10 protein-coding genes are annotated in these 13079 nt (G+C 66.0%); 8 read left to right on the forward strand and 2 right to left on the reverse strand.

Annotation, left to right across the window (positions count from 1 at the left end; genetic code table 11):
- Positions 1–8 precede the first annotated feature (8 nt).
- The 6 genes from ACVWYQ_RS10640 to garD all read left to right on the forward strand — a co-directional run bounded on the left by ACVWYQ_RS10640 (position 9) and on the right by garD (position 8930).
- Positions 9–1955 (forward strand): SGNH/GDSL hydrolase family protein, encoded by a 1947-nt coding sequence (locus ACVWYQ_RS10640; RefSeq protein WP_271540530.1) that lies wholly within the window; start codon positions 9–11, stop codon positions 1953–1955.
- A 476-nt stretch (positions 1956–2431) separates the two neighbouring features.
- Positions 2432–3337, forward strand: a complete 906-nt coding sequence (locus ACVWYQ_RS10645; RefSeq protein ID WP_456725608.1) for a LysR substrate-binding domain-containing protein — start codon at positions 2432–2434, stop codon at positions 3335–3337.
- 123 nt (positions 3338–3460) lie between these two features.
- Complete coding sequence (gene kdgD / locus ACVWYQ_RS10650) at positions 3461–4405, forward strand: 5-dehydro-4-deoxyglucarate dehydratase (RefSeq protein WP_271540535.1); 945 nt, start codon at positions 3461–3463, stop codon at positions 4403–4405.
- A 23-nt stretch (positions 4406–4428) separates the two neighbouring features.
- Positions 4429–5772, forward strand: coding sequence for a glucarate dehydratase (gene gudD, locus ACVWYQ_RS10655; protein WP_456725609.1), 1344 nt, complete (start codon positions 4429–4431; stop codon positions 5770–5772).
- Between the two features lie 23 nt (positions 5773–5795).
- The gene (locus ACVWYQ_RS10660) at positions 5796–7244 is read left to right on the forward strand and encodes an aldehyde dehydrogenase family protein (protein ID WP_057028773.1); all 1449 of its coding nucleotides are present in this window, start codon (positions 5796–5798) and stop codon (positions 7242–7244) included.
- A 144-nt stretch (positions 7245–7388) separates the two neighbouring features.
- Positions 7389–8930 (forward strand): galactarate dehydratase, encoded by a 1542-nt coding sequence (gene garD, locus ACVWYQ_RS10665; protein WP_404539696.1) that lies wholly within the window; start codon positions 7389–7391, stop codon positions 8928–8930.
- Between the two features lie 60 nt (positions 8931–8990).
- On the opposite strand, the gene ACVWYQ_RS10670 is transcribed toward garD, so the two are convergent.
- A complete protein-coding gene (locus ACVWYQ_RS10670) occupies positions 8991–9731 on the reverse strand; it encodes a hypothetical protein (protein WP_404539693.1) in 741 nt (246 codons plus the stop codon).
- 3 nt (positions 9732–9734) lie between these two features.
- Positions 9735–10622, reverse strand: coding sequence for a MipA/OmpV family protein (locus ACVWYQ_RS10675; RefSeq protein WP_275511903.1), 888 nt, complete (start codon positions 10620–10622; stop codon positions 9735–9737).
- Positions 10623–10975: 353 nt separating this feature from the next.
- Between ACVWYQ_RS10675 and ACVWYQ_RS10680 the strand changes: the two genes are divergently transcribed.
- Both ACVWYQ_RS10680 and ACVWYQ_RS10685 read left to right on the forward strand, forming a co-directional pair.
- Positions 10976–11656, forward strand: coding sequence for a response regulator transcription factor (locus ACVWYQ_RS10680; protein ID WP_036015597.1), 681 nt, complete (start codon positions 10976–10978; stop codon positions 11654–11656).
- The gene (locus ACVWYQ_RS10685) at positions 11653–13017 is read left to right on the forward strand and encodes a sensor histidine kinase (RefSeq protein WP_275511904.1); all 1365 of its coding nucleotides are present in this window, start codon (positions 11653–11655) and stop codon (positions 13015–13017) included. The genes ACVWYQ_RS10680 and ACVWYQ_RS10685 overlap by 4 nt, the downstream gene beginning before the upstream one ends.
- Positions 13018–13079: the final 62 nt, after the last annotated feature.

Genomic DNA, 13079 nt, shown 5'->3' on the forward strand with positions numbered 1-13079 from the left:
CGCGGGCCATGATTTCCGTATTCCTTCGCACCCTTTCGGCAGGCGCCGTGCTGCTTACCAGCCTCCTCGCTTTGCCCGAGCGTGCCGCCGCGCAGGACGCCGGCACCATGCAGATCAGCTGGGAGGTGCGTAACCGCTTCCGGCTATTCCGCGAGGAGCGTGATTTCCTGCTCCATGTCGAGAACGCGCGTAACCGCAGCATTCTGGCCGCCGAGCAGTCGCTGGAGCTCCAGAGCGAGGGCCGCGGCTGGGCCCGCAACATGGTCAACCGGCTGTGCATCGATCTGCAGGGGCGGGTCAACCAGCCCTGCACCCGCGACAATGTCAAAGAGAACTACATCACGCCGATCGACCATCCGGTGACAGTGCGCCTGACCGGTGCGGTGCCGGTCGGCGCCACCTGCGCCTGGTCGTTCGATGACGGCGACGGGCCGCAGAGCTCGACCTTCGACTGTGCCGAGCCGGTCAATTTGCGCGTCCGCTACGGCAAGCAGACGGTCGCGACCGTCGATGTCTCGGCCGGCTCCGATCCGACCCAGCGGGTCCAGACCGAGATCCAGGTCCGCGACATCTTCATCGCAGGTCTAGGCGACAGCATCGCCTCGGGCGAAGGCAACCCGGACCGGCCACTGGCGCTGTCGGACGAAGGTTTTTGCTTCCGCTCCTATCTCGGCACCGCCGGCGAGCAGTACTATCGGCCGAGCCGCCACGGCTTCAAGGGCGGCCGCGCCTGCGAGGCGCCGGATACGCTCGCCAACTGGCAGCGCTACAGCGCGCTCTGGTTCAATGCGCCGTGCCATCGATCGCTCTACAGCTATCAGGCGCGCACCGCGCTGGCACTCGCGGTGCGCTACACCCACATCGCCGTGACCTTCCTGCCGCTCGCCTGCACTGGCGCCAGCATCGTCGACGGGCTGCTCGGCTCGCAGCGCGCCCGCGAATGCCCGCCCGGCAAGACCGGCGTCTGCAACACCAGCGTGAACGCGCAAGTCGCCGAGCTGCGGGAAGCCGTCACCGCGGCCAAGAAGCGCCAGCCCGATCGCACGCTCGATCTCGTGCTGCTCTCGGTCGGCGCCAACGACGTCTATTTCTCCGGCCTGGTCGCCGACGTCATCGTCGAAACCGCCACCGAGCGCGCGCTGTTCCGCCGCTCCGGCGTGATGGCAAGCGTCGACGATTCCCGCGATGCGCTCCAACGCGAGCTGCCGCAGGCTTTCGTCAAGCTGCGCGAGGCGTTGAAGCCGCTGGTCGGCGGCGACCTCTCGCACGTGGTCTATGTCTCCTATGCCAATCCTGCACTCGCCGACGGCGGCGCGCCCTGCCGCGGCGGCCGGGCCGGCTTCGACATCCACCCGTCCTTCAATGCCGATCCGCAGCGCCTTTCCCGCGTCTCCGCCTTCGTCGACAGCGAATTCCTGCCGCAGCTGAAGGGGCTCGCCACCTGCACCCGCGGTGCGCTGTGCCGCGATCCCGAAGCCGACCGCATGACCTTCGTCGATGCGCACCAGGCCGCGTTCGCCGAGCACGGCTTCTGCGCCCGTTCCGGCAACGATCCCGAATTCGACCGCAGCTGCTTTGCCGCGAACGGCCAGAGCTTCGATCCCGACATCGTCAGCGCGGCGAGCCAGCCGATGCTGTGCGGCCGCGGCGCCTCGGAATACCGCGCCTACCTGCCCCGCGCGCGCTGGATCCGCGACGCCAATGACAGCTATTTCGCCGCGATGACCTATCCGCAAGGCCTGCCGGCGGCGAGCCAGCCGACCGACATCCACGATGCGGCCTGGGGCGTGCTCTCCGCCGTCTATGGCGGCGCGGTGCATCCGAGCGCCGAGGGCCATGCCGCGATGGCCGACGCGGCGCTGCCGGCGGCGAGCGCCGTGCTCGGTCTCGACGCCGTGCCGCCGAACGTGACGCGCGGACTGCTGCCGCAGTTGCTGCCCAGCGCGCAGCAATAGCGCGCGCTGCCTCCACACACCCACCGTCGTCGCCCGGCTTGACCGGGCGATTCAGTACTCCGTGACAGCAGTGATTGAATCGAGACGCCGCTGCGTACTGGATTCCCCGCCTTCGCGGGGAATGACAGCGCTGGTTTGATAGGGTTTCCCAACACCGATCATCCCCCACTTCGCCGTTCCATCGATCCAAAAACAGCATCGATCGATACTGCCTTGAACTTGGACACTTCGCCGCGCGCACCTCTAGGACTCGTGTCGGGCAAACGGCCGAGGCTTAAGAGAGGCGCGTGATGAGCGCAGTGGCGTCCGCAGCGGACGTCAGGCGGTCTCGCATCAGCCTGTTCCTCCTGAGGGCTCCCATGGGAGAGCCTGACCAGGCAACTCAACGGCGGCCCACAAGGCCGCCGTCTTTGTTTTGGGGGTGATCGATGCTAGAAGTGCCGGGGAAACGCCTTATTCATCTAAGGCATGTATCGATGTTCGACCTCAACCAGCTCCGCTGTTTCGTCACGGTGGCGGAGGAATTGCATTTCGGCCGCGCCGCCATGCGGCTCAACATGACGCAGCCGCCGCTGTCCCGGCAGATCCAGGTGCTCGAGCACATCATCGACGCGCCGCTCTTGGAGCGCACCAGCCGCTCGGTACGCCTCACCCCGGCCGGGCGCAGCTTCCTGCCGGAGGCGCGGCGCATCCTCAAGCTTGCGGAAAGCGCCTCGCAGGTGGCCCGCCGCATTGCGCTCGGCAAGACCGGCTCGCTGAAGGTCGGCTTCACCGCGGCCGCGGCCTATGGCTTTCTGCCCGAGCTCATCGCCGCCTGCCGCGCCAAATTGCCGGAGGTCGATTTCTCTCTGAAGGAGATGGTATCGGGCGACCAGTTCGAGGCGCTGACCTCGGGCCAGATCGATGCCGGCCTGCTGCGGCCGCCGATCGCGCGGCCCGAGCTTGCCAGCCGCCGCGTCGTCGCCGAGCCGCTGCTCGCGGCGATCCCGAAGAAGCATCCGCTGGCGAATGCCGACGGCATCACCATCAAGGATTTCGACGACCAGCCCTTCGTGATGTACTCGCCCTACGAGAGCCGCTACTTTCACGACCTCCTGGTGGCGCTGTTCACCCGCGCCGACGTGCTGCCGCGCTACGTCCAGCATCTCAGCCAGATCCACTCGATCCTCGCGATGGTGCGCGCCGGCCTCGGCCTCGCCATCGTACCGGCGGCAGCGGCGAGCCTGAAGATCTCCGACGTCCGCCTGCGTCCGCTGAAGCTGCGCACGCGCGTTCCGGTCGAGCTGTTCATGGTGTGGCGGCGCGAGGACGAGAACCCGTTGCTGTCGGCCCTAGTCAAGATCGCCGGCGAATTGTCCTCCGCGGAGCTGGCGGAGGATTGATGCTCAATCCGCATCGGTCGATATAGGCTTTGGCTTGGACGCGCATCGAACGGTCTCCTAAACCACGGCGCATGGACGTGCGGCCTCTGCTTGCGTCCTCCGCAACACGAGAAGGGAGCGCCCATGAGCAAGATGACCCCGCAGGAAATGGCCCAGAAGATCGGATCGGGCCTCCTGTCCTTCCCCGTCACGCCGTTTAGGGTGGACTATTCCTTCGACGAGGCGACCTATCGCGCCAACATGGACTGGCTGTGCGGTTATGACGTCGCAGGCCTGTTCGCCGCGGGCGGCACCGGCGAGTTCTTCTCGCTGACGCCATCAGAGGTTCCGCAGGTCGTCAAGGTCGCCGTCGACGAGACCAAGGGCCGCGTGCCCGTGCTCGCCGGCACCGGCTACGGCACCGCGATTGCCCGCGAGATCGCCATCGGTGCGGAAAAGGCAGGCGCCGACGGCCTCCTGCTGCTGCCGCCCTACCTCACCCATTCCGAGCAGGAAGGCCTTGCCGCCCATGTCGAGGCGGTCTGCGCCGCCGTGAAGATCGGCGTCATCGTCTATAACCGCGACAACGCCATCCTCCAGCCCGACACGCTCGCGCGCCTTGCTGAGCGCTGCCCGAACCTCGTCGGCTACAAGGACGGCATCGGCGACATCGAGCTGATGACCCGCGTCTACACCAAGCTCGGCGACCGCCTCACCTATGTCGGCGGCCTGCCGACCGCCGAGACCTTCGCGCTGCCCTATCTCGACATGGGCGTGACGACCTATTCCTCGGCCGTGTTCAACTTCGTGCCGGAATTCGCCACCAACTTCTACGCCGCGGTGCGCAAGCGCGACCACGCCACGATCCAGGCCGGCCTGAAGGATTTCATCCTGCCGCTGATCGCGATCCGGAACCGCAAGAAGGGTTACGCGGTCTCGATCATCAAGGCCGGCATGAAGGTGATCGGCCGCGATTCCGGCCCGGTCCGTCCGCCGCTGACTGATCTCACCGAGCAGGAGATGGCGGAGCTGACCGCACTGGTGCAGAAGCTGCCCGCCGCACGATCGTCACAACAGGCTGCAGAATAATAAGACGAACGGAGGAGCCTGCGATGGCCCAGACTGAGATTTCCGGCGCACCTGTTATCACGGCGATGCAGGTGATCCCGGTCGCGGGCCGCGACGGCATGCTCCTCAACCTGAGCGGCGCGCATGCGCCCTTCTTCACCCGCAACATCGTCATCCTCACCGACAATGCCGGCCACACCGGCGTCGGCGAGGTGCCGGGCGGGCAGAAGATCTGGCAGACGCTCCAGGACGCGCGCGACCTCGTGATCGGAAAGACGGTCGGCGCGATGAACAACATCCTCGCCGATATCCGTACCGCCTTCGCCGACCGCGACGTCGGCGGACGCGGCAAGCAGACCTTTGATCTTCGCGTGATGATCCATGCGGTCACCGCGATCGAATCCGCGCTGCTCGACCTGCTCGGCCAGCATCTCGGCCTGCCCGTCGCAGCACTGCTTGGCGAAGGCCAGCAGCGCACCAGCGTCGAGACGCTCGGCTATCTCTTCTTCGTTGGCGACCGTCGTAAGTCGAAGCTCGACTACGTCACGGGCGAGACCGGAAAGGCGGAATGGTTCAATCTCCGCCACCAGGAGGCGATGACGCCCGAGGCCGTGGTGCGGCTCGCGGAGGCGACCCACGACCATTACGGCTTCGCCGACTTCAAGCTCAAGGGCGGCGTGCTCCGCGGCGAGCAGGAGATCGAGGCGGTTACCGCAATCGCAAAACGCTTCCCCAGCGCGCGCGTCACGCTGGACCCCAACGGCGCCTGGTCGCTGGATGAGGCGATCAGCCTCTGCAAGGGCATGCATGGCATCCTCGCCTATGCCGAGGACCCCTGCGGCGCCGAGGCCGGCTTCTCCGGCCGCGAGATCATGGCCGAGTTCCGCCGCGCCACCGGCCTGCCGACCGCCACCAACATGATCGCGACCGATTGGCGGCAACTCTCCCATGCGCTGCGGCTCGGGGCGGTGGACATCCCGCTGGCCGATCCCCATTTCTGGACGATGCAAGGCTCGGTGCGCGTGGCGCAGACCTGCCGTGACAACGGCCTGACCTGGGGCTCGCACTCCAACAACCATTTCGACATTTCGCTTGCCATGTTCACCCATGTCGGCGCCGCCGCCCCCGGCAAGGTCACCGCGATCGACACCCACTGGATCTGGCAGGACGGTCAGGCGCTGACAAAGGAGCCGCTCCAGATCAAGGGTGGCAAGATCGCCGTTCCGGACCGCCCGGGCCTCGGCATCGAGATCGACCGCCCCGCCATCGAGGCCGCGCACGAGCTTTATAAGAAGCATGGACTCGGCGGGCGGGATGACGCTATGGCCATGCAGGACTTGATCCCCGGCTGGACGTTTGACGACAAGCGTCCCTGCCTCGTGCGTTAGAAACGTTCCCCTGGAGGAAAAAGATGACAGCGATCCTGAAGAACTTCATCGGCGGCGAATGGGTCGACGGCTCCGGCGTCACCAGGAACATCAACCCCTCCAACACCAATGATCTCGTCGGCGAATATGCCAAGGCCGACAAGGCGCAGACCGAGAAGGCGATCGCCGCCGCGAAGGCCGCCTTCCCCGCCTGGGCACAGTCGACCCCGCAGGCGCGCTACGACGCGCTCAACAAGATCTCGACTGAAATCCTCGCCCGTAAGGAAGAGCTCGGCCGCCTGCTCGCGCGCGAGGAAGGCAAGACCCTCCCCGAAGGCATCGGCGAGGTCGCCCGCGCCGGCCAGATCTTCGCGTTCTTCGCCGGCGAAGCGCTGCGCCTGATCGGCGAGAAGGGCGCCTCGGTGCGTCCCGGCCTCGACGTCGAGCTCACCCGTGAGCCGGTCGGCGTCGTCGGCATGATCACGCCCTGGAACTTCCCGATCGCAATCCCCGCCTGGAAGATCGCGCCGGCGCTCTGCTACGGCAATACCGTGGTGTTCAAGCCGGCCGAGCTGGTGCCCGGCTCGGCGCATGCGCTGTCCGAGATCATCACCCGCTCCGGCATTCCCGCGGGCGTGTTCAACCTCGTCGTCGGCTCCGGCTCGGTCGTCGGCCAGACCCTGCTCGAGCATCCGGACGTCGCCGCGATCTCCTTCACCGGCTCGGTGCAGACGGGACGCAAGATCGCGCAGGCCTGCGTGCTCTCGAACCCCATGAAGAAGTTTCAGCTCGAGATGGGCGGCAAGAATCCGCTGGTCGTGCTCGACGACGCCGACCTCAAGACCGCCGTCGAGGTCGCCGTCAACGGCGCTTATTTCTCGACCGGCCAGCGCTGCACGGCCTCGTCCCGCCTGATCGTCACCGAGGGCATCCACGACCGCTTCGTCGCCGCCATGGCCGAGCGTCTGAACAGTCTGTCGGTGGACGATGCGCTCAAGGCCGGCGTGCATATCGGCCCCGTGGTCGACCAGAACCAGCTCGACCAGGACCTGCGCTACATCAAGATCGGCCAGGACGAAGGCGCCAAGCTCGCCTTCGGCGGCGAGCTGCTGAAGCGCGAGAATCCCGGCCACTATCTCCAGCCGGCGCTGTTCACCGAAGCCAACAACAACATGCGCATCGCGCGTGAGGAGATTTTTGGTCCGGTCGCCGCCGTCATTCGTGCGAAGAATTACGAAGAGGCGCTCGCCATCTCCAACGATACCGAGTTCGGCCTCGCCTCCGGCATCTGCACCACCAGCCTGAAATACGCCTCGCACTACAAGCGCAACAGCGAGTCCGGCATGGTGATGGTCAATCTGCCGACCGCCGGCGTCGACTATCACGTGCCGTTCGGCGGCCGGAAGGGCTCGAGCTACGGCGCCCGCGAGCAGGGCTCCTACGCGCGCGAGTTCTACACCACGGTGAAGACGGCTTATACGTTCCCGGGCTGAGATATCGTTGAGATTGTAGGGTGGGTTAGCGCAGCGTAACCCACCTCTTCTGCTTTCCGCAGATACAGACATTGGTGGGTTACGCCGAGTGATTGCGCTCCGCGCAATCACGGGGCTAACCCACCCTACACTTCGGAGTCCTCGATGGACCAGGACGTCGCCGCGAAAGAGCAGCCCCGCTACATCAAGCTCAACGAGCGCGACAATGTCGCGATCGTTGTCAATGATTTCGGGCTCCCCGCCGGCGCGCGGTTTGCCAGCGGCCTGACGTTGCGCGCCTTCGTGCCGCAGGGACACAAGACCGCGCTGGTCGACATCGCGGAAGGCGAACCGATCGTCCGCTATGGCGAGATCATCGGCTACGCGCTGTCGCCGATCCTGGCCGGCGAATGGGTCGACGAGGCGCGCATCCGCATGCCGGAGGCCCCTGCCCTCGACAAGCTCGAGATCTCGACCGCCGTCCCCGCACCGCTGCCGCCGCTCGAAGGCTTCACCTTCGAGGGCTACCGCAATCCGGGCGGTTCGGTCGGCACCAAGAACATCCTCGGCATCTCCTCCTCCGTGCAATGCGTCAAGGGCACGATGGAATATGCGGTCAAGCGCATCCGCGCCGAGCTGCTGCCGAAATATCCGAACGTGGATGACGTCGTGCCGCTGACGCACGCCTATGGCTGCGGCGTCGCCATCACCGCGCCCGACGCGGTGGTGCCGATCCGCACTCTGCAGAACCTCGCGCTCAACCCGAATTTCGGCGGCGAGATCCTCGTTGTCGGCCTCGGCTGCGAGAAGCTCGCACCCGAACGCCTGGTGCCGGAAGGCGTGGGTGACGCGATCATCCGCATGCAGGATGAGGCTTTCGACGGCTTTGGTGCGATCGTCGAGGCGATCATGACCCAGGCCGAGGCGCGGCTGAAGGTGCTCAACACGCGCAAGCGCGAGACCTGTCCGGCGTCCGACCTCGTGATCGGGCTGCAATGCGGCGGCAGCGATGCCTTCTCCGGCGTCACCGCCAATCCCGCCGTCGGCTTCGCCGCGGACCTCCTGGTGCGCGCCGGCGCGACCGTGATGTTCTCGGAAGTGACTGAAGTGCGCGACGCGATCCAGCTGCTCACTCGCCGCGCCATCAACGAGGACGTCGGCCGCGCGCTGGTGCGCGAGATGGCTTGGTACGATTCCTATCTCGCCCGCGGCGGCGCCGACCGCAGCGCCAACACCACGCCCGGCAACAAGAAGGGGGGCCTTGCCAACATTGTCGAGAAGTCGCTCGGCTCCATCGTCAAGTCCGGCTCGAGCGCCATCACCGGCGTGCTCTCGCCCGGCGAGAAGGCGACGCAGAAGGGCATGCTGTTCGCCGCGACACCCGCCTCCGACTTCATCTGCGGCACGCTGCAGCTCGCCTCAGGCATGACGTTGCAAGTGTTCACCACCGGCCGCGGCACGCCCTATGGCCTTGCTGCAGCACCGGTGATCAAGGTCGCGACGCGCAGCGAGCTGGCGCGGCGCTGGAAAGACCTGATCGACTTCGACGCCGGCAAGATCGCAACCGGCGAGAAGACCATCGAGGAGACCGGCTGGGACCTGTTCCGCCTGATCCTCGATGTCGCCAGCGGCCGAACCAAACCCTGGTCGGACCGCTGGGGCATCCACAACGACCTCACGCTGTTCAATCCCGCGCCGGTGACCTAAAGCGTTTCCGAGCGAAGTGGGTCCCGGTTCGCGTCAAGACAACGCGTCAAGACAGAACCGTCACTGCCCCTCGATCAAGTGCATGTCGCCCAGCGTGAGCGGCAGGCTTCGGACGATGAGGTTCGCGATCGCCGCACGCAGCCGTTCGCTCGAACCCGCCTCCTCGAACGTCCCTTCGATCGGTCCGCTCGGGCCGGCGATCCGCACCGTTCCAGTGTTGTCGAGCGGCGCGGCCGCCCTCTTCTCGATCACGTCGAACGACTTGCCCTCGATGATGCGAACCTCGTACAACGCGTGGATCAGTCCGTAATCCGCAAGCAACGTCCGATATTCGGCGAACCCGACGCCCTCGACGTTGCGGCCGTTTCCAAGCTTCGATCTCGCCCGGGTGATGACGATATACGCGTCCAGTCCCTGCGGCGTGACATCGCTGCGAACCAGCTCCTTGAACGGGTCGCTCCGCAGCAGATTGACCGGGGCGACCGCCGAATCCCTGATCGCGGCGAAGGCCGCGCGCCGGTAGCTCACCGGCTGCACATGAAACCGTCCGCTCAGCAGCTTCGTCGCCTGCTGGACGATCAGCTCGTCCAGCCCCCATGCGCCGATCGAGGCGGTCTGCGCGGCGTTGTCGAGCCCGGTCAGGCCGGCTCGCGTCAGGCTGATCTCCTCGCCGATCGCCGAGATGATGCCGACGGTCTTGATCGCCTGGAGCCGGCTCGCACGCGTCTCGAACGCCGCGGCGGCACCGAGCGCGACGCTGGCGATCGCGCAGGCGAGAGTTAGGATTATCTTGCCGCGCATGGTCTATCGGATCCTGAAATCGAACGAATAGGACGCACCGAGACCGATGGTGGTCTGGTTCGAGGATCCCCGCAGCTTCACCAGTGGGCTGTCCGCGACATCGCCGAGCAGCTTCTGGTACTCGACATAGGCGTGGACCTCCCACTGCGGGTTGATGCGGTAGGAGATCTGGCTGCCGAAACCGACCGAGTGCGCACCGCCCCTGGCATCGTATCTCGGAAGCCCCGATGCCAGTGCCTGCGTGTCGGTGACGCCGAAATATGGCGCAGTGGCATTGGCGCTCTTCCAGGTGAAGCGCGGGCCGGCCGAGATCGTCAGCCTTTGAATCAGCGGCACGATGACGTCGGCGGACACATCCGCGACGGTGCCGGTATGGCCGCCCATGCCCTGGCGCAACTCGCTGCGCAGGCGCAGCCAGTCGACCGGATAATACTCCACGAAGCCGCCGAGCTCATAGGCGGCGTCGACATTGCCAAGGCCGGTCAGCTCGGCATATTTGTCGGCCTTCCTTGAGGCGACGTATTTGAACGCGGGGCCGGCGCGAAAATTGCCGACGTCGAGCAGCGCGATGCTGGCGCTGTCGCGCGGTCCGCGAAACTGGTCGATCGATCCGGCGCGGCGGATGGAGAAGATCGGGATCGGAAGAAACTTCCCGTTGTTCGATCCGACGAACTCGGGCTTGTACTCACCGCCGATGCCGACCATGACGGTCCAGTTTCCCGACGGCGAGGGCAACATCGGCAGCTCCAATGGCGGCGCTGGCAGCGTGAAGGCGGTCTGCGCCGAGACTGATGGCGCAGTTGCCATGATCGCACCGAGTGCGGTGAGACAGGCGGTCGTCCGCCGCACAATCGCCGTGAGGCGGAGAGCGGCTTCTTCGAAATCATTCATTGCGGGGCCCCGGACCGGCCTTGCAGGCCAAGTCGACTGTTGTGGTTAGGAGCCACAGCATCTGGTCCGGCAAAATTGCCCCAAGATTGCAAGGTGCGATCGGATGCTCCCAGGGCCATGTCTGGCGCTGGCAGGCACGCCCGCCGGATCAACATTGCCCCAACTTGCACCACCGCGATCACGCCCTCAAAAACGTGACGAGCCGTGCCCGCGAGCTCACTCGGTCCTGCCTTTTATTCGCCAAGCTCGCCGCCTTTATGGGAACCCTCGCGCACGAGCCGAAGCGCCAGACTTCGGCCAGGGAGCGTCACGGTCAGGGTTTTGTTGCCCCAGCAGAGTCAAGGACGACCCGCGTGCGCTCCCTCGTGATCGAAGACGAACCACAGATCGGCGCCTATGTCAGCCGGCTGCTCGGGCAATTGCACGGCATCGTCGACCTCGTCGGCTCGATCGCCGATGCCCGCCAGGCACTGAACAATTTCAAGTATGATCTGGCGATCGTCGACCGGATGCTACCCGACGGAGATGCGCTCCAGGTGGTCACGGCGCTGAGCCAATCGGCGGAGCGGCCCGCAATCATCATGCTGACGTCCAAGGACGCCAAGGAGGATGTCGTCGAAGGGCTCAACGGCGGGGCCGACGATTATCTCGGCAAGCCGTTCGAGCCGCAGGAGCTGCTTGCGCGCGTGCGCGCGGTGCTGCGCCGGCCTCGGCTGCTGGCCCCATCGGTGCTGTCGCTCGGCAACGTCGAGCTGCACCTCGGCAGCAACGAGGCGGTAGTCGCCGACACCAGGATCCTGCTGCGCCGGCGCGAGGCGCTGATCCTGGGGGCGCTGCTGATGCGGCGCGACCGCGTCATCACCCGCGCCGCCCTGATCGAGGAGATCTACGGCTTCGACGACGAGATCGAGTCCAACACGCTCGAGGCGCAGGTCTCGCGCTTGCGCAAGAAACTGGCCGAACTCGGCGGCGACGTCGAGATCCGCAGCATGCGGGGCATCGGCTACATCCTGCGGCTGGCAACGCCGCGATGAAGTCAATCGCCCGAACCTTTGCGTTCTCGCTCGGTATCGCCGCCACCACGATCTTCCTGATCATGCTTGGCCTCTTCATATGGCGTTACCCGACGGAGGAGCGCGAGTTCAGGGCATGCCAGGTCGTAGCGGCCGTTCTCGATCGCGCGACGGTGATCGAAGGGCAAAGTCTGATAATACGCTCGACTCCTGCGCTCGAGGAATTGAAGCTGGACAGCCCAAACCTCTGGTACGTGGTGTCCGCGGGCGACCTGCTCAGCGAGTACGGCAGCGAACACCGGCCTCCCCTTCCCTTCGTGCTGCCCTACCACGGGCCCATCGGCTCGTCCGTTTTCAGCACGCTCGACCAGAAGAGCACCTTCTGTCTTTCCGCCGTGCAACGGGGCCCGTTGCGGCTCGCGATGATGGTCGGCGAGCCTCAGGTTCGCTTTGGCCGGATTGCAAGGACTTTTCTCCTCCGCAGGGTCTTTTCGATCGCCCTGGTGGCGCTGGCCTTTGCCGCGACCGTCGCCATCGGTTCAGCGCTTGCCGCACGTTTCGTCTCTCGCAGCATCGAGCGGGTGGCGCGTCGCGCGCTCGCGATCGACCCCTCGGCGCCGCAAGGTTTGATATCGCTGTCCGAGGTCCCTCGCGAGTTGAAGCCGCTGGTCGAGGCGCTGAACCGCGCTTTCGGCGAGATCGACGCCTATATCAGGATGCAGCGCCGCTTCCTCGGCAATGCCGCCCATCAGCTTCGCACGCCGCTGACGCTGCTGCGCGCCAAGATCGAGGACGTGCCCGAGCCGGCCCTGAAGGCCGAGCTGGTGCGCGACGTCCGCCGGCTGACCTCGCTGGTCTCCGCGATGCTGGACCTGGCGCGATTGCAAAATCATGCGATCGAGAAGCGGCCGATCGATCTTGCCCAAATCACGCTGGACGTGCTGGCCGATTTCAGCCCGTCGGCGCTGGACGCCGGCATCGAGCTTGCGCTGGAGCACGATGGAAGAGGTCCCTTCGTGGTGCAGGGCGTAGACGCTGCGATCCGAAGTGCACTTGCCAATCTCGTCGGCAATGCGCTCATCCACGCCCATGGCGCGCGGCGCATCGTCGCCACGATCGGCTGCGATGGCGTGGCTATTCACGATGATGGGGCGGGCCTGCCCGATGGCGCCGAACACAGGCTGACCGAGCCGTTTCAGACCGGCAACGCCGCAGGTGCAGGCGCCGGTCTCGGCCTGTCGATCGTCCGCGAGATCATGGCGGCGCATGGCGGGGAGTTGGTCGTCGCTTCCGCGCCCGGCTACGGCACGACGATGCGCCTGCGCTTTGCCGCGGCCGCCGCGCTGGCGAGATCTGCGCAGTTCGATCTGCAAGAGCATTGAGCGGGCGCATCGGCGCTTTTCGCGAAACCGTCCGGAAACATTGGCGCGGAAAACGTCTTCCG

Source organism: Bradyrhizobium sp. USDA 3397 (genome assembly GCF_054060965.1).

Coding starts and splice junctions, on each gene's coding strand:
- ACVWYQ_RS10670 (WP_404539693.1), bottom strand. CDS start 9,731: ATGCGCGGCAAGATAATCCTAACTCTCGCCTGCGCGATCGCCAGCGTC.
- kdgD (WP_271540535.1), top strand. CDS start 3,461: ATGAGCAAGATGACCCCGCAGGAAATGGCCCAGAAGATCGGATCGGGC.
- ACVWYQ_RS10675 (WP_275511903.1), bottom strand. CDS start 10,622: ATGAATGATTTCGAAGAAGCCGCTCTCCGCCTCACGGCGATTGTGCGG.
- ACVWYQ_RS10685 (WP_275511904.1), top strand. CDS start 11,653: ATGAAGTCAATCGCCCGAACCTTTGCGTTCTCGCTCGGTATCGCCGCC.
- ACVWYQ_RS10645 (WP_456725608.1), top strand. CDS start 2,432: ATGTTCGACCTCAACCAGCTCCGCTGTTTCGTCACGGTGGCGGAGGAA.
- gudD (WP_456725609.1), top strand. CDS start 4,429: ATGGCCCAGACTGAGATTTCCGGCGCACCTGTTATCACGGCGATGCAG.
- ACVWYQ_RS10640 (WP_271540530.1), top strand. CDS start 9: ATGATTTCCGTATTCCTTCGCACCCTTTCGGCAGGCGCCGTGCTGCTT.
- ACVWYQ_RS10660 (WP_057028773.1), top strand. CDS start 5,796: ATGACAGCGATCCTGAAGAACTTCATCGGCGGCGAATGGGTCGACGGC.
- garD (WP_404539696.1), top strand. CDS start 7,389: ATGGACCAGGACGTCGCCGCGAAAGAGCAGCCCCGCTACATCAAGCTC.